The following is a 22890-nucleotide window of genomic DNA, read 5'->3' as shown; positions in this document are numbered from 1 at the left end:
CGCGGTGCCGATGGCCTAGTTCGGTTCCTTCGTTGGGCTGCCCGCTACTTCTTGCGCTTGAGCAGCGGGAACTTGCGGACCTTCTCATAGTTGATCTTCGGCAGCGAGCCGGTGCGGGACTTGAGGTAGTCGGTTCCGCGGTCGCCCTTGAACAGCGTCGGGTGCTTGTCCTCTTTCAGGGAGCCGGAGTAGACCCCATAGGTCACCCCGGAAATTGCCACGGCGATCCCGCGGTCATAAGTTTCCTTCGCCTCGTCGACGACCTTGTTGATATCGGTCCACACCGGAATGTGGGTCAGCAGCAGGCGCTCGGCACCCGCCTCGGCGGCCATCTGCCCGGCGCGCTTGCCGGTCAGATGCACTCCGTCGATCGCGTCGTCGCGGCCCTCCTCGAAGGCCGCTTCGCAGAGGAAGATATCCGAATCCCGGGCGGCATCCACCAGCCCCTGGCAGGTATCGGTATCCCCCGAGTAGGTCAGCACACTGGTCAGCAGTTCCCCGTCGGGGCCCGGTTCGCGGGCCTCCACGCGCAAGGCGTAGGACTCTTCGATGGGGTGGCGCACCGGGTAGGGGGTGATGGTGAATGGGCCGATATTCACCGGCTGCAGTGCGGTCCACTGGCGGAAGTCGTAGTCCTTGTGCATGGTGTCGCCCTCGGGCAGGCCGTAGGCGGTCTCGATCCGATTGGCGGTATCCGCCGGCCCGTGAACCAGCATTCTTTCGCGGTTCCAGCCGTTTGGATCCCAGCGGATGGCCACGTGCATGCCGCACAGGTCCATGCAGTGATCCGGGTGGAGATGGGAAATCATGATCCCATCGAGGTCCTTGATATCGGTATAGCGCTGCAGGACGCCCAGGGCACCGGAGCCAAGATCGAGCAGGATCTTCCAGTCGCGAGTGCCATCGAAGGCAGTGACCAGATAACAGGACGCCGGGGAGCTCGGGCCCGGGAACGACCCGGTGCACCCGATAATGGTCAGCTTCATTGCTTACTCGCTTTCGCCGCGGCAATCAGTTCCGGGGTTAGCCTGGTGATCGCACCGGTGGGATAGTGGGCGGCCACATGGTCCACATGGCGCACCTGCACTACTTCCGGTCCGAGGAATCGGCGAGCCAATACCCCAAAACTATCAGCGTTCCCGGTGGCAAGGAATTCGTGACGCGCCGCCAGCTGGTCCTCGCGTACCAATTCATGGGTCGTCAAGGCGCGGAACGCATCCTTCGCGGTCTCCTCGGCGCTGGAGACCAGGGTGACCGAATCCCCCATCACGTAGGAAATCACGCCGGTGAGCAGCGGATAGTGGGTGCAGCCCAGGATCAGCGTGTCCACCTCGGTGGCCTTCAGCGGGGCCAGGTATTCCTCGGCCTGCGCCAGCAGCTCGGCACCGGCGGTAATCCCGGACTCCACGAATTCTACAAACCGCGGACAGGCCACCGCGTGCACCTGCAACGACGGAGCGGCGGCAAAAGCGTCCTCATAGGCACGCGAGCCCACCGTCGCCTGGGTGCCGATCAGCCCGATCTTCCCATTCTTGGTCGCCGCGACCGCACGGCGCACCGCCGGCTGGATCACCTCGACCACCGGGATCCCGTAGCGCGCGGTATAGCGTTCGCGGGCATCGCGCAGCACCGCCGAGGAGGCCGAATTGCAGGCGATCACCAGCAGCTTCACCCCGGCGTCCACCAGCTCGTCCATCACGCCCAGCGCATTGGCCCGCACCTGGGCGATCGGCAGCGGGCCGTAGGGCGAGTTCGCGGTGTCCCCCACATAGATCAACGATTCGCCCGGCAGCTGGTCGATGATCGCGCGGGCCACGGTCAGTCCGCCGACCCCGGAATCGAAGATCCCGATCGGGGTATTGGCATTTGGCGCGCTGAGCGGAGAACTGGCGAAGTAGGAGTTCATCGCCTAGCGCTCCGCATTCATCAGGGCCTGCATCAAGGTGTCCTGCACCCAGGAGACCAGGTTGTACACCAACCCCAGATACTCTTGGGGCGATTGCACGGCCGCGGCATCGACCAGCTGGGCGATGCGCTCCGAATCCGCCTCGTCGCGGATCTCCAGCCGCTCGGCGAGCACCAGGCGTACATCGTTCAACGCCCGCGCGAAGCGCTGGGCGGCCGGGATCTGGAGCACCAGCTTCTCGGTTTCCAGCAAGAGCTGGGCCTCGCGTAATAAAGAAGTCTTTTCGGCGATCAGATCCGCTTCGGTCAGCCGGCGGAATTCCGCGGCCACCGCCTTGTCCTCGCTGGCATCCGGAAGCAGCCGCTTGACCGCGGCATCGGATGGTTCGGGAAGATCCGCGCTCTTCGGGCGCATCCCGGTCAGCGCGTACAGCGGATCGATATCCTCGGGCAGCTCATGCACCGCGGCGCGTTCTTCGAGCACCGTGATCACGTCGCCGAAGAGTTCGCGCAGCAGTTTCCGTTCCGAGGCGTGCAGCGTACCGGTGATTCCGCGCGCGCCGGATTTAAAGGCCTTTGCCACGGGGTTCAGGCCTCCTGGGTCATGGTTGCCTGCAATCCGAAGCCGTGCATCGCATGCACGTCGGACTCGATCGCCTCCCGGGCACCGCTGCGCACGACGCAAAAACCGTCGTTATGCACCTGCAGCATCAGCTGTTCGGCGCGCTCGCGGGTGAAGCCAAAATACGACTGGAACACATAGGAGACATAGCTCATCAGGTTCACCGGGTCGTTCCACACGATCAGGCGCCAGGCCTTATCCTGCGCCTTGAGGGTCTCGGGGTTCGTCATTACATCGGGCATAGCGGTCATAATTCTCATTTTACGCCCCATCTTGCCAGGAGGCGCGGTGCGTTGTGAATATCACCGCAAGCGTGAGGCGTTATACAGTAAAGGCCGGTCCATCCACTTTTCGATCAGGAGCACCACATGCTCACCAGCCTTTTTACCGATCACTACGAGCTGACCATGCTGCAGGCGGCCCTCGCCTCCGGCGCCGCTCACCGCCCCTCGGTGTTCGAAGCCTTCTCGCGCCGACTGCCCGAGGGACGACGCTACGGCGTGGTCGCCGGCACCGGGCGCCTGCTCGAAGGCCTCAAGGACTTCCACTTCGGCGACGCGCAGCTGCGCTTCCTCTCGGATACCAAGGTGGTGAACAAGCAAACCCTGGACTACCTGGAGAATTTCAGGTTCACCGGCGACATCACCGGCTACGCCGAGGGCGAGCTCTACTTCCCGCACTCCCCGATCCTCACCGTGCAGTCCACCTTCGCCGAGGCCTGCGTGATCGAAACCTACATCCTCTCGGTCCTGAACCACGATTCGGCCATCGCCTCGGCCGCCTCGCGCATGATCGCCTCGGCCGGCACCCGTCCGTGCATCGAGATGGGCTCCCGGCGCACCCACGAGGAATCCGCGGTGGCCGCCGCCCGCGCCGCGATCATCGCCGGATTCGATTCGACCTCCAATCTGGAGGCCGGTGCACGCTACGGCATCAAGACGGTGGGCACCTCCGCGCACTCCTTCACCCTGCTGCACGACACCGAAGAGCAGGCCTTCGCCGCGCAGATCCAGTCGCTGGGCAAAGACACCACGCTGCTGGTGGACACCTACGAGGTGGAGGCCGGGGTGCGCACCGCGGTCAAGGTGGCCGGCCCCGAGCTCGGCGGGGTGCGCCTGGACTCCGGCGACCTGGTCCAGCAGGCCGGCTGGGTGCGCGAGCTGCTCGACGACCTGGGCAACTGGAACACCAAGATCACCGTCACCTCGGATCTGGACGAATACGCGATCGCGGCCCTGGGCAGCGCACCGGTGGATTCCTACGGCGTGGGCACCGCCCTGGTCACCGGCTCCGGGCACCCGACCGCCTCGATGGTCTACAAGCTCGTCGCCCGGCAGGATTCGGCCGGCAGCTGGATTCCGGTGGCGAAGGCCTCGGCGAACAAGGCGAGCGTAGGCGGGCGCAAGCACGCGGTCCGCCAGCTCAACGATCGCAACCGTGCCACCGCGGAGATCGTCTCGCTCGAGGAGTACAGCACCGGCGGGCCCGAGCGCCAGCTTTCGGTGCCCTTCGTCACCGCGGGCCGGATCGATGAGTCCTTCATCGGCGCGGCCGGCGTGGAAAAGGCCCGGGCGCGCCACCACGCCTCGATCCAGGAAATGCCCGGGGTGGCACGCAAGCTCCAGCGCGGCGAGCCGGTCATCCCGACGATCATCCGCGAGGACTGAGCGCCGAGGCAGTATTATGGTTAAAACCCTATTCACTCGCAATGATTAGGAGCAAAACATGACTCGAGCCCTGCTAGTTGTCGATGTCCAACCGGATTTCTGCGAAGGCGGCCCGCTGGCCGTGGCCGGCGGCAACGCCGTCGCTGCCGCGATCGCCGAGGATGTGATGGCCCGCCGCGAGTCCTACAGCGCGATCATCACCACCCAGGATTGGCATATCGATCCGGGAGCCCACTTTTCCGAGGCCCCGGACTTCGCCGACTCCTGGCCGGTGCACTGCGTCGCCGGAACCGAAGGGGCGGAGCTGCACCCAAGCATCGCCGCGCTGGAAGTCGACGCGCACTTCGCCAAAGGCCGCTTCACCGCCGCCTACTCGGGGTTCGAGGCCCGGGTCCTGGATCCGGGCGCGGCGCCCGAGGACGAGTCCGGCGCCCTGCTCGGTCACTGGTTGCGCGAGCGCGGCATCACCACGGTGGATATCGTGGGCATCGCCACCGATCACTGCGTGCGCGCCACCGCGCTGGATGCCGCCCGCGCCGGATTCAGCACCACCGTGCTCGCCCCGCTGACCGCGGCGGTGAGCCCGGAGAATCTGCCCGCGGTCTACACCCAGCTGCGCGAGGCCGGAGCCATCGTGCTCACCTTGGGGTTGGAACCGCTCAGCCCCGCGCCCTGAGCATTCGTTAAACGCCAACGGCGCCCCGCAGGATGCGGGGCGCCGTTGCACGTTCGCCGGCCCTATTTGCGCCCGACGAACCAGTCCTGCAGCTTGTCGATGCGTGCCTGCAGCTGGTCCGCGGTCGCCTGGGGCACCGCCGGACCGCCGCACACGCTGCGCAGCTTGTTGTGCACCTGCCCATGCGGCACGCCGGTGCGCGAGGCCCAGGCCGAAACGTTCTTCGACAGCTTCGAGCGCAGGTCCATCATCCGCCGGTGGTCGCTGACCGGTTCGGGCTTCGTGGCCCCGCGCGAAATCTGCTTGTTCTGCTGCTCGCGCAGCAGCGCGGACACCTGCTCGGTGTCCAGCAGACCGGGAATCCCGAGGAAGCCGAGCTCCTCATCGCTGCCCAGCTCCGCACCGGTGCCGAATTCGCCGCCATCGAAGAGCACCCGGTCGAAGGAGGCCTGGGAGTTCAGCGCCTCGAATTTGGCCTTGTTCAGCTCGTCGCTGGCTTTCTCCTCGCGATTCGCCTCTTCGAGGAACGCGTCGTCCAGGCCGTCTTCGAGCTTCTCCCCTTCGCGGTCCAGCGCGTGGTCGCGTTCGATCTCCATCTCGTTGGCCAGCGCCATCAGCACCGGCACCGAGGGCAGGAACACGCTGGCGACCTCGCCGCGCTTGCGGCTACGCACAAAACGCCCGACGGCCTGCGCGAAGAACAGCGGGGTCGAGGTGGAAGTGGCATACACGCCCACGCACAGCCGGGGCACGTCCACGCCCTCGGACACCATGCGCACCGCGACCATCCAGCGCGAATCCGAGGCGGCAAAATCGTCGATCTTCTGCGAGGCCTTCGGGTCATCGGAGAGGATCGTGGTGACCTTCTCGCCGCTGATCGCCTCCAGCTGGGTGGCATAACCGCGCGCATCCTCGTGGTCGGTGGCGATCACCAGGGCACCGGCGTCCTTCACGGTGCGCCGCACCTCGGAAAGCCGGCGATCCGCCGCACGCAGCACCGAAGGAATCCAATCCCCGTGCGGGTCCAAGGCGGTGCGCCAGGCATGCGCGGTGACATCCTTGGTGAATCCGGCGCCGAGCTCGGCTTCCATCTCCTCGCCCGCCGCGGTACGCCAACGCATCGCCCCGGAATAGGCCATGAACAGCACCGGGCGCACCACGTGGTCTGCCAGCGCCTTGCCATAGCCGTAGGTGTAATCCGCCTTCGAGCGACGGATGCCATCGCCCTCGTCCGCATACTGCACAAACGGAATCGGCGCCGCGTCCGAACGGAACGGCGTACCGGTCAGCGCGAGGCGGCGGGTGGCCGGCTCGAAGGCCTCGCGAATGCCGTCTCCCCAGGAGAGCGCGTCACCTGCGTGGTGCACCTCGTCCATCACGACCAGCGTGCGCGCACCTTCGGTTTTCGCCCGGTGCACCGCTGGCTTCTGCGCCACCTGCGCATAGGTCACCACGACGCCCAAGTAGTGCGAGCCGTGCCGCCCATCAGAGTTCTTGTAGTTCGGATCCAGCGCAATTCCCACACGTGCCGCGGCATCGGCCCACTGCTTTTTCAGGTGGTCCGTGGGCGCGACGACGATCATCCGGTTGATCTTGCCCGAATCCACCAGCACCTTCGCCAGGCGCAGCGCGAAGGTAGTTTTACCCGCGCCGGGGGTCGCCACGGCCATGAAGTCCCGTGGTTCGGCATCAAAGTATTTTGCCAGCGCCTCGGCCTGCCAGGCGCGAAGCTTCGGCCCGGTCCCCCAGGCCGCCCGTTCCGGGTACGCCGGAGGGAGCTTGTCTTCCAGCGGAAGCTTGTCACCAAAATCAAAAAGTGTCTCGGTCATTTACCTTTTCCCGATGGTTCCTGCTGGTTGTCCCGCTACTTAACCCATCATGGATTCGTAGATTTCCTTGCATTCGGGGCAGACCGGGAACTTCTTCGGGTCACGGCCCGGCGTCCATACCTTGCCGCACAGCGCGATCACCGGCTCGCCGGACAGCGCCGACTCCATGATCTTTTCCTTCTGCACATAGTGCGCAAAGCGCTCATGATCGCCGGCTTCGACACTTTGATTCGTGTCAGTGCGCTCGATCGTTGATGTTCCACCACGGGTTTCTTCAGACTGTTCCACCATGCCACCAATTCTAGTACGCCAACGCCGGGCACGGCACCCTCGGCGATGGGAGCTTATCCACATTGCCTTCCCCTTGACTCGCCTGCCGCCCCGGCAGGACGCGCATGAATACCCGCGCAACCAGCACCTTTATCCGCCTCCGCCGCCGCCCTGCCCCTCCGGGCTCAGCGCATTTCAAACCCCCGATGCCACCGGGTGTGTCTGCCTTATCCACAGTCGGCCCCACCTCCAGTGTCATCCGCGCAACCGCGCGCATACTCGACTCATGAACACCACCGCCCATGAGGATGCCCTCACCGAATTGCATGCGACGCTCACCGAGCTGACCGCAGCTACCAGTGAGCCGGAAAACCTCAGCGGTGAAACCCTGCGCACTCTCTCCAACGCCGGCGCAGCCCTGTTCACTTTCCTGCGCAAACACCTTTCCACCACCACCGATCCTCGCCTCGCTCTGGAACTAGCCACCACCGGCCAGAGGCTCGAAGACGAAGCAGCCCGGATGCGCGTCACCGCCGCAGACCGACTGGCCGCCACCAACGCCCACACCCTGCACGAGACAGAACTGGACAAACTCCGCGCTGAACCGCCAGACACCACCCGCGAGGCGATCCGCTGCCCGGGCAAAGCCAGCTTCCAAACCCCCGCAGCGCTGCTCTCCTCCTGGATACGCATCCCCTTCGCGGATGCGAACAAGCTCATCAACGACGCGAGCGACCTCATTGGCCGACGAGACATGGCAGGCAACCAAGTCCCACCGCGCTTCACCCACCTGGCCACCCTGTTCGCCACCCCGGACCCGGCGCTTCATCCGGCTGTGGTGCGGGAGACCAGCCAGAAACTAGCAAAACGCGAACCAAAAGACCTGACCTTTGACGGTGCGGCCACCGAACCGACCCTGTTCCATGCCGATGGGCGCCCGGTCGAAGAACATGCAGCCACTCTGCTCTCCGCCGGACAAAGTGTGTCTGAAACCAACAAACAAGTTAACGAGCTGATCACCAGTGTGAGTACCACCGAAGGGACCTCAACCGGATCCTCGCTGCAGCGTGGGTTCTATGCGTTGCCGGTGAAAAACTCGTTGAGCCGTGAATTCTTGCTCCGGGTCTCCACTGTGGAAGGTGAATTATTTGATTCGTTGATTGCGAAGTCCAACAATTCACGCACCCGTGCCGGCGCGCAGGCTCGCATCAACCGGCCACCGGTGGACACTAGGGCCCCCGAGCAGGCTTCCAGCCCGGATTCTGCAGCCAGCGAACCCGAGCTTGCAGTGGAGCCAGAAACAGAAGCGCTAGCACCTGAGCAGACTGCAACACCTGAAACGGGATACCCGGACTTCCTACCCGAGGGCGTCGGCAACGAAGCGAAATGGGAACCAGAAACCCCAGAAACCGTGGCCACCGTCCCCGAACGCGCACTGAACGCCCTCATGGACATCCTCACCATGCTCCCCAACGGCACCGGGGAGGGAAGCTCACGGATCAGGCCCGAAATCCTCGTCCATTTGAAGCTCGAAGATTTGCATGATCTCGCCGCAGGCAATGCCCGCACCGCGCACGGGGTGCATTTGCCACCCGGGGATTTGAGACGGCTCTTATGCCAAGCGGACATCATCCCCGCGGTGTTCAATTCGAAGAGCGAACTGCTCGATTACGGCCGAGCTCAGCGGCTGGTCCCGGAGAAACTTAAACGCGCCGTGCTGGCGCGTGATCGGGGGTGTATTGTGCCTGGATGCACCGAGCCGCCTGAGAAGATCGAATTCCACCATATTCTGGCCTACTGGTTGGGCGGGGAGACGAAGCTGAGCAATCTCGGCGGCCTCTGCCGCGGCGCACATATGGACGCGGATTCGGGGCGGATCAAGATCGTGATGGTCGACGGGTTGCCGCACGTGATTATGCCCAAGCATATCGATCCGCTGCAGTTGCCACGGCGTAATGCTTACTGGGACTAACCACGTATCGACTCTGCCCTCCGCCGCCCCACGCTAATCAAGCGCCCGAGCACAAAAACGCCCGTATCAGTCGAACCAGATTTCTGCGGTTCAAATGATACGGGCGTTGCAGTGTTGACTGTCTAGCGGTTGACCAGCACCGCTTGCATCAGCTCCGGCTGACGCGCGTCCATGGTCTTGCCACCAATCTTGATCCCAAGGAACAGCATGATGGAACCGGTGATCAGGCCGACCGCGACGGTAATGTATCCGGCCAGCATCGATTGGGTCACCCAACCGAAGATATATGGCACCAGCGTTGGAATCAGCAGCACACCCATGATGCCAAAGGTGGCCAGCTGAGTCAGCGCCACGCGGGCACCATTGCCTGGCGGAGTCTTCATCGGATTGTCCCCCGGCAGCGGCACCGCGTAGGTGTATCGCGCCGAAGCGATCGAGGCGACGCCCAACGCAATCAGGAACGCTCCTAAGGACATTCCCAAATCGCCGGGAATACGCCACGGCTGACCGATCAGCGCTGCCGGCAAAACTGCGGCCAGGACCAGCGGCACGATGACCAGTGCGAAGCACGCCAGCACGCGGCCCAAACGATCGTCCTTGCCCGTCACACCGGTGAGCACATGCAACGCAAAAGCGGTGTTGTCATAGGAGACATCCGCGGAGATCGAGAATCCCATCAGAATGCCGATCAATGGACCGAGCAGCAGCATCATGGAGTAGTTTCCCGTGGTTCCGCTGGCAAAGTAAAAGATGATCGGGAGCATCGGCACCATGATCACGCTCAACGCATAGCGCGGGTCTTTGAACCAATAGGTCAGGGCGCGCGCGGCCACCGCACCGCTGGGCGTGGCCGGGGTGATTTTGAAGAACCCCAATCCCTTCGCGCTCGATGCACGCTGCGCGGCCGGCGGAGTCACCGTGGCCTTGCCGGTGGCTCGGGTCAGCAAGAGATACAGCCCGGCCAGGTAGACCAGCGCCAATGCGAGGTGCAGTCCCAACGCCGCGAACTGACCGGTGGCAAAGTCATTTGGTACGGCTGCAAAGGCACCGAGCGGGGTGAACGCAAGGACCTTGGTGGCGGGGATCAGCAGGTCGAAGATCGATTCGACGTTGGTGGCGATCGTGGTGATGATCGGGCCCAGGCTGATCAACAGCAAGAACAGCACGCCGAAAGACAGCTCGCGGAAACGGCGCTTGGCGCGCAGCGCGGTGGCCATGATCGTCAGGTACTGGCAGAGCAGAATCGCCATCACCCAGGTGCCGATCGCGCAGAGCAGCCCAACGATGAGCGTCAATGGATCCAGTCGCCAGATCGTGGAAAAGCCCAGCACCGCAAGCATCGTCAGAATGGCCGGAACCGAGATGAATCCGGCGAGGATCAGCCCGCGGGCCAAGGTCTTGGCCTCGATGCCGAAGTGGACGAAGCGCTGTGGCTCCAGGGTCAGGTCCACACCGGTGATCATCGGCGGGACCACGGCCCAACCAAGCACAATCACCGAACCGACCAGCACGCTCACCCAGCCGCGCGCCTCTAAGTTATCGGCGCTAAACCACATGGCCAGCGACAGCATCACCACCATGCCCAGCGCGTAAAGCCCACCGAAGATCACGCCCGCCAGCTGCCACGGGCTGCGCTTGAAGCCGTTGGCCAGTAGCCGCAGCTTCAGCTTTAGGATGTACGCAACCATGACAGCCCTTCACTCGTGCCACGGCCGCCGACCAGATCGACGAAGCGGTCCTCCAAGGACATCCCGTCGCGTACCTCGTCCACCGTGCCCGAGGCCTTGAGCACGCCGCCGTCGATGACCGCAACATGCGAGCACATGCGCTGGACCAGGTCCATCACGTGCGAAGAAACGATCACGGTGCCGCCGAAGGCGACGTAGTCGTTGAGGATGTCGCGGATATTCGCCGCGGAGACCGGGTCCACCGCTTCGAAGGGCTCATCGAGCACCAGCAGCTTCGGCGAGTGGATCATCGCGGTCGCCAGCGAAATCTTCTTGGTCATACCCGCGGAGTAGTCCACGACGAGTTTGTCTCCATCCGCGCTCAAATCCATCACGCGCAGCAGGTCTTCGGTGCGCGTGGTGACCTCCTCGCGGTCCATGCCGCGCAGCAGGCCGGCGTAGGTCACCAGCTGCCGGCCGGTCAGCCGGTCGAATTGTCGCACCCCGTCGGCAAGCACGCCCAGGGTCCGCTTGGCGGTGTGCGGCTCCGCCCAGATGTCCACCCCGTTGACCAGCGCGCTGCCCTGATCCGGGCGCAGCAATCCGGTCGCCATTGAAAGCATCGTCGTTTTGCCTGCGCCATTGGGGCCAACTAGTCCGTAAAAGGACTTGGCGGGCACCTGGAGGCTGACATTGTTCACCGCAACCTTGTCACCAAATTGCTTGGCAAGGTTCCTTATTTCGAGCGCCATGCTATTCATGTGTCGAGAATATCAACCTGCCAAGTCAAGACGCATCATCCTTTGGAGTTAATCTCGTAGCCCAGGCCCGTGGTAGAAGCATTCAGGCAAAATAAAACGGCCCACTTTCATCGCCTGAGCAATGAGAGTGGGCCGCCATGGGCTGCGGGTGCTTAGAACAGCACGCGGGCCAGCTTCTGGCGCGATGCGGCCACACGCGGATCCGCGTTGCCGATCACCGCGTAGAGCTCGATCAGCCTGCGGCGGATCCGTTCGCGGTCTTCATCGGCCAACCGCGAGATCAGCGAAACCAGCCGGGCGAAGGCGTCTTCCACATGTCCGCCGACCAGGTCCAAATCCGCGACGTTCAGCTGCGCGGTGAGATCATCCGGGTTCTCTGCCGCGGCGGCTCGCGCCTCGTTCAGTTCCAGGCTCTGCGTGCGGGAGAGCAAACGCACCTGGTAGACGCCGACCTGGGCGTCCTGATCGTTGGGCTTTTCGTTGAGCGCTTCAAGGTAGGCGGCCTCGGCGGCGGCGTAGTCACCGGCGTCGATTGCATCCACGGCCTTTTGGTGCAGCGGCGGCAATGGCTGCTCTTCGCTTCCGCCGGAGAAGGCCGGAACGCTCCCGGCCAAGCCCTGCTGCACGCCCAGTTCGGCCAGCTGGTTGAGCACCTGGTCGATCTGCTCGGCAGCTGCCGGGCCTTGGAAGAGCGGGACCGGCTGGCCGTTGACCAGCGCGATCACCATCGGGATCTGCTCCGCCTTGAACGCTTGGGCGATATTCGGGTACTTCTCCGCGTCCACCAGGCCGAGCACCATCTTGCCGGCACGGCGATCCACGAGGGTTTTCAGCGCGGTGTCGAGGTCTGCGGAGACCTGCACGCGGGGCGAACCCAGGGACACGATCGCCGGCACCTGCTGGGAGAGCCCGACAAACTGCTGGAATGCCGCCTCGTCCAGGGTCAGCGTCCAGCTAGCCGCCGCGCCGGGTGCGTTCTCCTCGGTGGCCTGCGGGCCATTGGCGGCCAGGGAGCCTAAATCGATGGCTCCGCGAGCCGAGGGAATATGTGGTTCGGTCATTAGTTCTCCTCCGCCTGCTTGACGCTCAGCAACACTACCTCGCTGGCGACTAGCTGAATCTTGTCGTCATTGCCGGACGCTGGGATGTACATCATCACCGGTTCGGCGTACGTGATCTCTACGTTACCGGTAGAGGTGCTCGATCCAAGCAACTTCTTGGTCAGCTCGTCGGCGCTCTCCAGCGGATCTGCATCCTCGGTGCGCTCGAATACTGCCTTCTGGTTCAGCCGGCCGGTGACGATCGCGCCGCCATCGGGGGTGGAAATCACCTGCGTGTCATTCTTGGTGACCGAGCGCGAGTACTTCACATTCGCCTCGTTGGCTTCTTCCTTTTCCTTCTTCTGCCCCGAGTGGATCGCCTTGATGAATTCGGATTCCGCAAAGTTGCCCTTGTGCTTGGACTTCTCGTTGGTCAACACGTCCGCCAGCTGGTCGAGCGCCTCTTCCGGCTTGACCTTCAGCCCTTCGGCGTTGTTGCCCAGCTGCTGGATCGAGGGGTCGCCCACCGCGATGCCCGGGAAGGTCGAGTTCGGCAGCATCTGCGCGGCGAAGCTGACCTTGTAGTTATCGCGAGCGCTGTCCTGCTTCAGGGTCAACGCCATTGGCAAGGTGGCCGGATCCGAGTCCTTTGCGGTCACCACGGAGATCACGCGCGGAAATTTTGCCTCGGAGCTATTCGGCACGGCGGCCGAGCGAATCACCGCGGTCTTCAGCGCCAGCGGCTTGGCGATCTCGATGTCGTCGTTCAGGATGTCGTAGCGCTTGGTGCGCAGGTCCTTGAAAGCACCGGAAGCGCGGGCATCCAGGTCCTTCTTCGTGTTCTTCTCGTCGGCCTTGCCGATCTGCTTCTCCACGTCGCCCAGGATCCGCTGCAGCTGCTCCTCGGTGAGCACCGGGTAGCTATCCGGTTCGGCTTCCGCGGACGTCGATTCTTCGGCAGGCTTCGAGTCGTCGGCGGGCTTGGATTCCTCGGACGGCTCCGATTCCTCGGATTTCGCGGAGTCCGAGGCCTTGGCCGATTCGGCTGGCTGGTCTTCCGAGGGTGCCATCGGCACGCTGACTCCGCCCACGGCCAACGCGAGCACCGCGGCCATGGCCAGCGAGTTCTGCGTGGTCGAGCCGCCCTTGGTGCCCGGGGACGCCGCTTCGGCGCGGCGTGCAGGCTTGGAAGGCTTGATTACGCGCATCAGCAGCAGGGCCACACCGAAGACGAGCAGCAGCGCGCCGATGATGATCAGCGGCAGCGCCCAAGGCATGGCATCGTCGTTGGCGTAGGTGACCGAAATATCGGTTGGCGCCGCCTTGGTGCCATCGGCGGCCAGCAGCAGCGACCAGTCGCCGTCATCCGGCGCGGTCCAGCGGTAGGTCATTGTGCCATCGGCCTTCTGCGAGTCGAAGAACAGGTCATCGCCAGCCGGGTTCGGGGTCTTCTTCTCCCCGTCGAGCAGTTCGGCGACCAGCTGGTGGTTTTCGCGGTCCACTCCGGTCAGCTCCACATGCGAGGCGTCGTCGACCCACGCCTCGACGTCGTAGCTGCGCGCCAGCGAGGCGGTGAATTCGCCCTCTGCGCTGATCACCAGCTCGACCGGTTCGGCGTTGGCGTTCTGCACCGACGGTTGGATAACCGTCAGCGGCGCCTCGGATTCAAATTCTGGCATGCTTGCGGTGACCGTTTCGGGCGGAGCCCAAAAGGTCTTCTGTCCGATCCCTACCACCAGGGCAACGGCCCCAAGCAGGATCGCGATCACGGAGATAACTTTTCGCACGACTTCACCTATTCGCCAACGGTCACAGCTGTTCTTTCACAAGTCTAACGAGTCCATCGCCCCAATGGTTCCGCGGGCTACCTGTGAAGTGGCTCAAATGACCATGTCGGAGTGTCATAGAGCACTTTCAGAACCCATTCCGGCGGTATGCTCGGTGCCATGGAGAGTAATCAGCCGCCCAATGAGCTTCCGGACCCGGCGGCTAACCCCGCGCATCCTTCCGCCACCGGGCCGGCCGCCGGGCGGCGCGAACCGGGTTCCGCCGAGCCCGATTCCCCCACCGCGCAGTGGGCCCGCCGGCTTTCCGCCAAGGTGAATGCGCTGCTCAAATCCCCGCGGCGCCCCAATGCGTTCGGTGAACTCCCCGATGCCACCGATCAGGAGACCCCCGAGCCGATTCCCGCCCTGCACCCGATCTCCATGGGTTTTCTGGGCACCATCGGCGTGGGATTGGCGCTGGCCGGCTACTACCTGCTGACCAATGTCGGCTCGCTGATCACCTGGATTTCGATCGCCTTGTTCATTGCCCTGGGGCTTGACCCGGTGGTGCGGTTCCTGATGCGCCGCGGGTTGAACCGGCCGCTGGCGGTCACCTCCACGATGGTCGGGCTGCTGGCGATCTTCGCGGGGTTCATGGCGCTGATCATCCCGACCCTGGTCACCCAGATCACCCAATTCATCTCCCGCGCCCCGGAAATCACCGACAACTTCCTCAATAGCCAATGGGTCAGGCAGATCGATGCGCAGTATGCGCTCTCGGCGCGCGTTAATACCGAGGTGCAGCGCTTCTTCGGCGATTCCGGCGCGGTCACCAATGTGTTCGGCGGCGTGCTGGGCGTCTCGCAGACGGTGGCCCAGTCGATGTTCGGGGTGCTCATCGTGCTGGTGCTGGCGATCTACTTCCTCGCCTCACTGCCGGGCATGATGTCGTTTTCGATGCGCCTGGTTCCGCGCTCCAAGCGGGTGCGCGCCAGCGAAATCGCCACCCGCATCACCCGCTCGGTGGGCAACTACGTCATGGGACAGGCCTCGGTGGCGGTGCTCAACGCGCTCGTGGCGCTGGCGCTGATGACCCTGCTGGAGGTCCCCTTCGCGGCGTTGCTGACCTTGCTGGTCGCGATGCTGGCCTTCATTCCGCTGGTCGGCGCGGTGATCGCCGGGGTGCTGGTCACCCTGGTCACGCTCACCCTGGGCTGGCAGACGGCGCTGATCTACGCAGTCTGCTACTTCGGCTACCTGCAGCTGGAGGCCTACTTCGTCTCCCCGCGCATTATGAACAAGGCCGTCGCGGTGCCCGGGGCCGTCGCGGTGATCTCGGTGATCGCCGGCGGCACGCTGGTGGGGATCACCGGGGCGCTGATGGCCATCCCGGTCGCCGCCTCGGCGATGATCCTGCTGCGCGAGGTGTTCATCGCCCGCCAGGACCGGCTCTAGTAGCGGTAGGAGCGCGATTCCCAGCAGTTCGGATGCCAGTGCCGGCGATTCGCGGCGGCCGCATCGTCCCCGGACCAATGATCGGCCCGCCAGGTCACCAGGTGCGCCACGCCCGGGGTGATCATTCGGTGGCAGCCCGGGCAGGTGTAGGTTTTCACCGCGTTCAGCGGAGACACCTTGCGCACATGCCATTGGCCGTCCGGGGCGTCCTGCAGGCGCACCACCCCATAGCGGGCGCGCTGCATCCAATCTTCGTCATTGCCCTGGGGCGCGTTGGACCGCGACCGAGCATTCGGTGCGGATCCTGGTTTGCGGCGCGGGCGGTTCGAACGTGGCATGCCTTTAATCATGCCGTATCGCGCACCGGCGGCACGAACCGGTAAAGTGGGTCGGGTGCGTTTAGTGGTTGCAAAGTGTTCAGTAGATTACGAGGGCCGTCTTCGAGCCCACCTCCCCCTAGCTACCCGGCTGATCATGGTCAAGGCCGATGGTTCGGTGCTGATCCATTCGGACGGCGGCAGCTACAAGCCGTTGAACTGGATGAATCCTCCGCTGGTATTGCGTGAGGCGAGTCCCGATGAGGACGCCGCCGCCCTCGGCGCGCTCAGCGTCTGGCATGTGACCAGCGCGAAGACCGATGACAAGTTGACCATCAGCTTCCATTCGATCGAGCACGATTCGGCTCATGAGCTCGGCGTGGACCCGGGGCTGATCAAGGACGGCGTGGAGGCCGATCTGCAGCGCCTGCTGGCGGAGCAGATCGGGCTGCTCGGCGACGGTCACCGGCTGGTGCGCCGCGAATACATGACCGCCATCGGCCCGGTGGACATCCTGGCACGCGACGCCTCCGGCGCCGCAGTGGCGGTGGAACTCAAGCGCCGCGGCGACATCGATGGTGTCGAGCAGCTCACCCGCTATCTGGAGCTGCTCAACCGCGATCCGCTGCTCAAACCGGTGACCGGCGTGTTCGCCGCGCAGCAGATCAAGCCGCAGGCGCGCACCCTGGCCGAGGACCGCGGGATCCGCTGCCTGACCCTGGATTACGATGCAATGCGCGGAGTCGATGACTCTGCGGGCAGACTCTTCTAAGCTAGGTACATGAATACCGCTTCGCGTTACGCCATTTTCGCCACTCTCGTCTCCGATGGACAGGAAGTCAGCGATGGTGTGCTGGCCATCGAGGACGATCGAATCCGTTTCGCGGGCAACCGCGATGACTGGCTCGCCCTGCCCGAGGCGGAAGAATTCACCGACTATCCGGTGCCCGAAGGCACGATCCTCATCCCCGGGCTGATCGATCTGCACTGCCATGGGGCCCTCGGCGCCGATTTCGCCGCCCCGGAACACGGGCAGGTCACCGACGCCCTGGAGTACCTGCACCGCGCCGGCACTACCACCCTGCTCGCCTCGCTGGTCACCGCCGAGCAGGGCGAAATGACCCGGGCGGCAGAAATTCTGGCCGAGTTCGCCGAGGCGGGCCAGATCGCCGGCATCCACGCCGAAGGCCCGTTCCTGTCCGCGGCGCGCTGCGGGGCGCAAGATCCGCGCTACCTCACCGACCCGGATCCCGGATTCGTCGAGGAGCTCGTGGCCGCCAGCCGCGGTCAGCTGCGCACCATGACCTACGCCCCGGAGCTGGCCGGCTGCGAGGAGCTGATCGAGCAGCTCGTGATCCTCGGCGTCGTGCCCTCCCTGGGCCACACGAATGCCAGCGCCGAGGTCACCGCCGCCTCCCTGCGCTACGCCCGCGACCAGCTGAGCAACGCCGGGGTGGACGGCTTCACCGAGAAGCCCACCGTCACCCACCTGTTCAACGGCATGCCTCCGCTGCATCACCGGGAGCCCGGTCCGGTGGCCGCCTGCCTGGAGGAGGCCTCGCGCGGGAACGCCTTCGTGGAACTCATCGCCGATGATGTGCATCTGTCCCCCGATACGGTCCGCCTGGTATTCAACCTGATCGGCGGGCGCCATGTGGTGCTGGTCAGCGATTCGATGGCCGCCACGGGGCTCAGCGACGGGCACTACTCGCTGGGCCCGGCGCAGGTTGAGGTCAAGGACTCGCAGGCCCGCCTGGCCGACGGTTCGCTGGCCGGAGGCACCGCCACCCTGCTAGAGGTGCTGCGCTGCACGGTCGACGCGGGCATCCCGCTGACCCGGGCGATCGAGTCCGCCACCTCCATCCCCGCCGCACTGATCGGCCTGGCCGACGAGGTCGGCAGCCTGCACTATGGCTTCTGCGCCGATGTGGTGATGCTGGATCCGAAGCTGCAGCTGCAGCAGGTGATTCGCAACGGGCAGGTCCTCTAGCCCGCACCCGGTTTAAACAGCGCATCCCGCCGTGTCCACCCAATGGGTGGAAGCGGCGGGATGCGCTTTTTGCGGTGCTGGCTCAGATTTGCCAACTACCGGCGATCGGCCCGGCTTCAAGCCAGGCGGAGAAACCCGTGTAGTCGCGGTAGTCCATCGCCAGCAGCTGCTCTTCGCCCGATTGGGTGAGCTGCACGATGACGAACCCCGGAGGAATCTGCATCGCTTCATCCTCGCTGGGCCGACGCCACCCATTCATCTCCAGTCCGCGGCGCTGCAGCACGTAGCTGGGCACCGGGGAGACAGAGAAAAACCGCAACAGGTCCAGATGTCCCCCGCCGTAGCGGCCGATCGCCATCATCCAGCGGCCCTTGGGCGTGCGGATGGAGGTGTCGAAGGTGCCCAGGGTGCGCCGCAATTGAATGCGGCGCACCCCCATGGCACCAAAGAACAACACGATGCAGGTTAGTACCAGCAGCGCTATCAGAACTGGTGCGGTTATCTCGATCAATTCAATGCCTACGCTGCGGTACCAATCACAGCGTTATCGGCGACGATCACTACGCGATCCGAATCGACGGAGCAGAAGCCACCGTCGATCTGCACCGAGAAGCGCGCTTCGGAAACTGGATCGATTTCCAGATCCCCAGCGGCAAGCACCGACAGCATCGGGACGTGACCGGGCAGAACGCCGATCTCGCCGTCAACCGAACGTGCTTTGACCAGCTTCGCTGCGCCGGACCACACGAAGTGGTCCGCCGCGACGATTTCGACCTGAAGCTCGGCCATAATTAGCTGGCCTTCTGGATTTCGGCCCACTGGCGCTCGACGTCATCAAGACCGCCGATGTTGAAGAACGCCTGCTCTGCGATGTGGTCCAGGTCGCCATCGCAAATGGCCGTGAAGCCTTCGATGGTGTCCTTGATTTCAACGGTCGAACCCTCAACACCGGTGAACTGCTTTGCGGTGTAGGTGTTCTGCGAGAGGAACTGCTGGATACGGCGTGCACGCGACACGACGATCTTGTCCTCTTCGCCCAGTTCGTCAATGCCGAGGATCGCGATGATGTCCTGCAGTTCCTTGTTCTTCTGCAAAATAGCCTTCACGCGGATGGCAGTGTCGTAGTGAGCCTGACCAATGTACTGCGGATCCAGGATTCGCGAGGTCGAGGTCAACGGATCGATCGCCGGGTACAGTCCACGCGACGCGATTTCACGCGACAGTTCGGTGGTTGCATCCAAGTGAGCGAAGGTTGCAGCTGGAGCCGGGTCGGTGTAGTCATCGGCCGGGACGTAAACAGCCTGCATCGAGGTGATCGAGCGGCCCTTCGTCGAGGTGATGCGTTCCTGCAGCAGGCCCATCTCATCGGCCAAGTTCGGCTGGTAACCCACGGCCGAAGGCATGCGGCCCAACAGGGTCGACACCTCGGAACCGGCCTGGGTGAAGCGGAAGATGTTGTCGATGAACAGCAGCACGTCCTGGTTCTGCACATCGCGGAAGTACTCCGCCATGGTCAGTGCCGACAGCGCCACGCGCAAACGAGTTCCAGGTGGCTCATCCATCTGGCCGAACACCAGGGCGGTGTCCTTCAGAACGTTGGCTTCTTCCATTTCGACCCAGAGGTCGTTGCCTTCACGGGTGCGCTCGCCCACACCGGCGAATACCGAGGTACCGCCGAAGTTACGTGCCACACGGGTGATCATTTCCTGGATCAGCACGGTCTTACCCACACCTGCACCACCGAACAGACCAATCTTGCCACCCTTGATGTAAGGGGTGAGAAGGTCGATCGACTTGATGCCGGTTTCCAGCATCTCGGTCGAGCCCTCAAGGTCTGCGAACTTAGGTGGCTGGCGGTGGATTGGCCAGCGCTCGGTGACCTGGATCTCCGAGTTGTCAACGTCCAGGGCTTCGCCCAAAACGTTGAAGATGTGGCCCTTGACGCCGTCGCCAACAGGGACGGAAATCGAAGCGCCGGTGTCGATTACCTGGGTACCGCGTACCAGGCCGTCAGTGGCCTGGAGGGATACCGCGCGGACCATGTTGTCACCGAGGTGCTGGCTGGTCTCGAAGGTAATGGTCTTGGTTACACCGGCGAGGGTTAGCTCGGCGGTGAGGGCGTTGTAGATTGAAGGCAGTGCATCGGCAGGGAACTCGACGTCCACGACCGGGCCAATCACGCGGGCAATACGACCGGTGGCCCCTGCGGTAACCTGCTCGTTGAGTTGGGCAGTCATCTTTCTCACTTCTTGTCTGGTCGGAGTAATTCGGAAACTAGCTGTTCAGCGCGTCAGCGCCGGCAATAATTTCCGAAAGCTCCTGGGTGATTTCAGCCTGACGGGCATTGTTGAGCAATCGCTTGTACTTCTTGATTAGTTCGCCAGCATTGTCGCCAGCAGCCTTCATTGCACGCTGACGAGCAGCGAGCTCCGAGGCTGCGGACTGCAGCTGGGCGTTGAACAATCGCGAATCGATGTACCGCGGAAGCAGCGCGTCAAGCACTTCCTCCGGCGATGGCTCAAATTCGTACAGTGGCAACAACTCGTCGGTTGGCGTCTCGGTCTCATCCTCGACTACCTCCAACGGCAACAGACGGATGACCGTCGGTTCCTGCGTGACCATCGACTTGAACTGGGTGTATACGACGTGGATCTCCTCCACACCGCCCTGCTCGTAATCGGTAGCGAAGTCCTCTAGGAGGATTTCGCGCAGCTCGCGTGCGGTTTCGAAACGCGGGGAATCGGTGTCCCCGGTCCACACTCGGGCGTACTCGCGCGAACGGAAATCGAAGTAAGCCTGAGCCTTGCGGCCGACCAAATAGGTCTTGACTTCCTTGCCTTCCTCACGCAGGAGTTCCACGAGATGCTCTGCCTGCTTCAGAACGCTGGCGGAGTAGGACCCGGCGAGGCCTCGGTCCGACGTCATAACCAAGACCGCGGCGCGGCGAACTTGCGCCGGCTCGGTGGTCAATGGGTGATCGACATCGGCCTGGGACGCGACGGCGGTTACTGCACGGGTAATCGCATTGGCATACGGCAGTGAAGCCGAAACACGCGCACGTGCCTTGCCGATGCGGGATGCAGCGATCAGTTCCATCGCCTTGAAGATCTTGCGCATCGACGAAGTCGAACCGATCTTCTGGCGGTAGACCCGAATCTGGGCTCCCATGTGTGTCCTTTCCTTATTCCTTACGATCGGGGCGTGGCGCCGCTAGCAGCGCCCCACCCCTGCGTAAAGAAAATGTCAGCGCTTCTGCTTGACGATCTTTTCCTGGTCGACGGACTCGGCGTTCAGAGCGTCATGCTCTTCGTGGCCGGCTGCAACCAGCTGGTCATCGCCTTCACCGAAGAAGCCAGCCTTGAAGTCGACTACGGCAGCCTTCATGGCTTCCACGGTCTCGTTCTCCAGCTTGCCAGTCTGGCCGATAACGGTCAGCACCTGAGTGCGGTGACGCAGGTAATCGATGAACTCGGTCTCGAAGCGGCGAACGTCTTCCACTGGAACATCGTCCAGGTAGCCGTTGGTGCCGGCCCAAACCGATACAACCTGATCTTCCACGGGGTACGGCTGGTACTGGCCCTGCTTGAGCAGTTCCATCAGACGTGCACCACGGGTGAGCTGCTGCTTGGAAGCGGCATCCAGGTCCGAAGCGAACATGGCGAAGGCCGCCATGTCGCGGTACTGGGCCAATTCGAGCTTCAGCGTACCGGAGACCTTCTTCATGGCCTTGACCTGTGCCGAACCACCCACGCGGGATACGGAGATACCCACGTCGACGGCCGGACGCTGGTTGGCGTTGAACAGGTCCGACTGCAAGAAGATCTGACCATCGGTGATCGAGATCACGTTGGTCGGGATGAACGCGCCCACGTCGTTTGCCTTGGTCTCGATGATCGGCAGACCGGTCATCGAACCTGCACCGAGTTCGTCGGAGAGCTTGGCACAACGCTCAAGCAGGCGGGAGTGTAGGTAGAACACGTCGCCCGGGTAGGCTTCGCGTCCTGGTGGACGGCGCAGCAACAGCGACACGGCGCGGTATGCTTCGGCCTGCTTGGACAGATCGTCAAAGACGACCAGCACGTGCTTGCCACCGTACATCCAGTGCTGGCCGATGGCCGAGCCTGCGTATGGGGCGAGGTACTTGAAGCCAGCTGGGTCGGATGCCGGGGAGGCCACGATGGTGGTGTACTCCAAAGCGCCCGCCTCTTCGAGGGTCTGACGTACGGCAGCGATGGTCGATGCCTTCTGTCCAACCGCTACGTAGATGCAGCGAACCTGCTTGGTCTCATCCCCGGTGGCCCAGTTGGCGCGCTGGTTCAAGATGGTGTCAACCGCGATAGCGGTCTTACCGGTCTGGCGGTCACCAATGATCAGCTGACGCTGGCCACGGCCGATCGGGATCATGGCGTCGATAGCCTTCAGACCGGTCTGCATTGGCTCGTGCACGCTCTTGCGCTCGGTGACGCCTGGTGCCTGGAGTTCCAGTGCACGGCGGCTCTCGGCCTCGATTGGGCCCAGGTTATCCATTGGCTCACCCAATGGGTCAACCACGCGGCCCAGGAAGGCGTCGCCTACTGGAACCGAAAGGATCTCGCCGGTGCGCTCAACCTTCTGGCCCTCTTCGATGCCGGTGAAGTCACCAAGCACGACAACACCGATTTCGCGGGTGTCTAGGTTCTGGGCCAGGCCCAGAGTTCCGTCTTCGAACTTGAGCAACTCGTTGGCCATGACGGAAGGAAGACCCTCCACCTTGGCGATGCCGTCGCTCGCGCTGACGACGCGTCCCACCTCGGTACGCTCTGCCTTACCCGGTTCGTAGGAAGTAGCGAACTCGTTTAGGGCATTACGGACGTCGTCGGCATTGATGGTCAAATCGGCCATCTGCAGTCCCTGCTCTCCTAAATTGTGATCCGTAGAAAAAGATTACGAATCGAATATGAATGAAGTCTGTTG

The 22890-nt window shown here is 63.5% G+C and carries 21 protein-coding genes and 1 pseudogene; 6 read left to right on the top strand and 16 right to left on the bottom strand.

What is annotated here, in order from left to right; genetic code table 11:
* Positions 1-191: 191 nt before the first annotated feature.
* From ACT3TP_RS03855 to clpS, 4 genes and pseudogenes are all read right to left on the bottom strand, one after another.
* Positions 192-986, bottom strand: a pseudogene (locus ACT3TP_RS03855) (MBL fold metallo-hydrolase); the annotation flags it as partial.
* Positions 983-1906 (bottom strand): glutamate racemase, encoded by a 924-nt coding sequence (murI, locus tag ACT3TP_RS03850; RefSeq protein WP_444619420.1) that lies wholly within the window; start codon positions 1904-1906, stop codon positions 983-985. The pseudogene ACT3TP_RS03855 and the gene murI, both read right to left, overlap by 4 nt.
* Positions 1907-1909: 3 nt before the next feature.
* Positions 1910-2488: a DUF2017 domain-containing protein gene (locus ACT3TP_RS03845; RefSeq protein WP_444619418.1), complete on the bottom strand. Its 579-nt coding sequence runs from the start codon at positions 2486-2488 to the stop codon at positions 1910-1912.
* A gap of 5 nt (positions 2489-2493) precedes the next feature.
* Positions 2494-2778, bottom strand: a complete 285-nt coding sequence (clpS, locus tag ACT3TP_RS03840; protein WP_105570124.1) for an ATP-dependent Clp protease adapter ClpS — start codon at positions 2776-2778, stop codon at positions 2494-2496.
* Positions 2779-2895: 117 nt separating this feature from the next.
* Between clpS and ACT3TP_RS03835 the strand changes: the two genes are divergently transcribed.
* Both ACT3TP_RS03835 and ACT3TP_RS03830 read left to right on the top strand, forming a co-directional pair.
* Complete coding sequence (locus ACT3TP_RS03835) at positions 2896-4194, top strand: nicotinate phosphoribosyltransferase (protein WP_444619416.1); 1299 nt, start codon at positions 2896-2898, stop codon at positions 4192-4194.
* Between the two features lie 58 nt (positions 4195-4252).
* Positions 4253-4870 (top strand): isochorismatase family protein, encoded by a 618-nt coding sequence (locus tag ACT3TP_RS03830; RefSeq protein WP_444619414.1) that lies wholly within the window; start codon positions 4253-4255, stop codon positions 4868-4870.
* Between the two features lie 62 nt (positions 4871-4932).
* On the opposite strand, the gene ACT3TP_RS03825 is transcribed toward ACT3TP_RS03830, so the two are convergent.
* Positions 4933-6699, bottom strand: coding sequence for a DEAD/DEAH box helicase (locus ACT3TP_RS03825; protein WP_096283862.1), 1767 nt, complete (start codon positions 6697-6699; stop codon positions 4933-4935).
* A gap of 39 nt (positions 6700-6738) precedes the next feature.
* Positions 6739-6990 (bottom strand): DUF3039 domain-containing protein, encoded by a 252-nt coding sequence (locus tag ACT3TP_RS03820; RefSeq protein ID WP_096283864.1) that lies wholly within the window; start codon positions 6988-6990, stop codon positions 6739-6741.
* A gap of 265 nt (positions 6991-7255) precedes the next feature.
* On the opposite strand from ACT3TP_RS03820, the gene ACT3TP_RS03815 reads away from it, so the two are divergent.
* Positions 7256-8941: an HNH endonuclease signature motif containing protein gene (locus ACT3TP_RS03815; RefSeq protein WP_176484086.1), complete on the top strand. Its 1686-nt coding sequence runs from the start codon at positions 7256-7258 to the stop codon at positions 8939-8941.
* A 122-nt stretch (positions 8942-9063) separates the two neighbouring features.
* On the opposite strand, the gene ACT3TP_RS03810 is transcribed toward ACT3TP_RS03815, so the two are convergent.
* The 4 genes from ACT3TP_RS03810 to ACT3TP_RS03795 form a co-directional block, all read right to left on the bottom strand.
* Positions 9064-10629: a transporter gene (locus ACT3TP_RS03810; protein WP_096283868.1), complete on the bottom strand. Its 1566-nt coding sequence runs from the start codon at positions 10627-10629 to the stop codon at positions 9064-9066.
* Positions 10611-11369 carry an ABC transporter ATP-binding protein gene (locus ACT3TP_RS03805; protein ID WP_096283870.1) on the bottom strand — a complete coding sequence of 253 codons (759 nt, stop codon included), beginning with the start codon at positions 11367-11369 and terminating at the stop codon, positions 10611-10613. Before ACT3TP_RS03805 ends, ACT3TP_RS03810 begins: the two co-directional genes overlap by 19 nt.
* A gap of 152 nt (positions 11370-11521) precedes the next feature.
* Complete coding sequence (locus tag ACT3TP_RS03800) at positions 11522-12430, bottom strand: tetratricopeptide repeat protein (protein WP_444619411.1); 909 nt, start codon at positions 12428-12430, stop codon at positions 11522-11524.
* On the bottom strand, positions 12430-14196 hold the full coding sequence (locus ACT3TP_RS03795) for a hypothetical protein (RefSeq protein ID WP_444619409.1): 1767 nt from the start codon (positions 14194-14196) through the stop codon (positions 12430-12432). The genes ACT3TP_RS03800 and ACT3TP_RS03795 overlap by 1 nt, the downstream gene beginning before the upstream one ends.
* 159 nt (positions 14197-14355) lie before the next feature.
* On the opposite strand from ACT3TP_RS03795, the gene ACT3TP_RS03790 reads away from it, so the two are divergent.
* On the top strand, positions 14356-15630 hold the full coding sequence (locus ACT3TP_RS03790; RefSeq protein WP_444619407.1) for an AI-2E family transporter: 1275 nt from the start codon (positions 14356-14358) through the stop codon (positions 15628-15630).
* Here ACT3TP_RS03790 and ACT3TP_RS03785 read toward each other — a convergent pair.
* Complete coding sequence (locus tag ACT3TP_RS03785; RefSeq protein ID WP_096283878.1) at positions 15627-15968, bottom strand: ATP/GTP-binding protein; 342 nt, start codon at positions 15966-15968, stop codon at positions 15627-15629. The two genes, ACT3TP_RS03790 and ACT3TP_RS03785, sit on opposite strands and share 4 nt — an antisense overlap.
* 55 nt (positions 15969-16023) lie before the next feature.
* Between ACT3TP_RS03785 and nucS the strand changes: the two genes are divergently transcribed.
* Together nucS and ACT3TP_RS03775 are read left to right on the top strand one after the other, a co-directional pair.
* Positions 16024-16719 carry an endonuclease NucS gene (gene nucS, locus ACT3TP_RS03780; protein WP_096284256.1) on the top strand — a complete coding sequence of 232 codons (696 nt, stop codon included), beginning with the start codon at positions 16024-16026 and terminating at the stop codon, positions 16717-16719.
* A 9-nt stretch (positions 16720-16728) separates the two neighbouring features.
* Entirely contained in the window at positions 16729-17937 is a 1209-nt protein-coding gene (locus ACT3TP_RS03775) for an N-acetylglucosamine-6-phosphate deacetylase (protein WP_096283880.1), read from the top strand.
* Positions 17938-18019: 82 nt separating this feature from the next.
* Here the strand turns inward: ACT3TP_RS03775 and ACT3TP_RS03770 are convergent, their stop codons facing one another.
* The 5 genes from ACT3TP_RS03770 to atpA all read right to left on the bottom strand — a co-directional run bounded on the left by ACT3TP_RS03770 (position 18020) and on the right by atpA (position 22818).
* Entirely contained in the window at positions 18020-18448 is a 429-nt protein-coding gene (locus tag ACT3TP_RS03770; RefSeq protein WP_444615465.1) for a DUF2550 domain-containing protein, read from the bottom strand.
* A gap of 8 nt (positions 18449-18456) precedes the next feature.
* Positions 18457-18726, bottom strand: a complete 270-nt coding sequence (locus ACT3TP_RS03765; RefSeq protein WP_096283884.1) for a F0F1 ATP synthase subunit epsilon — start codon at positions 18724-18726, stop codon at positions 18457-18459.
* A gap of 2 nt (positions 18727-18728) precedes the next feature.
* Entirely contained in the window at positions 18729-20174 is a 1446-nt protein-coding gene (gene atpD, locus ACT3TP_RS03760; RefSeq protein ID WP_096283886.1) for a F0F1 ATP synthase subunit beta, read from the bottom strand.
* Positions 20175-20211: 37 nt separating this feature from the next.
* Positions 20212-21105 carry a F0F1 ATP synthase subunit gamma gene (locus ACT3TP_RS03755; protein WP_096283888.1) on the bottom strand — a complete coding sequence of 298 codons (894 nt, stop codon included), beginning with the start codon at positions 21103-21105 and terminating at the stop codon, positions 20212-20214.
* Between the two features lie 75 nt (positions 21106-21180).
* A complete protein-coding gene (gene atpA, locus ACT3TP_RS03750) occupies positions 21181-22818 on the bottom strand; it encodes a F0F1 ATP synthase subunit alpha (protein ID WP_096283890.1) in 1638 nt (545 codons plus the stop codon).
* Between the last annotated feature and the right edge of the window lie 72 nt (positions 22819-22890).

This window comes from Glutamicibacter sp. AOP38-B1-38, assembly GCF_052377485.1.
GTDB lineage: Bacteria > Actinomycetota > Actinomycetes > Actinomycetales > Micrococcaceae > Glutamicibacter.
This window is presented reverse-complemented; position numbering and strand designations above follow the sequence as displayed.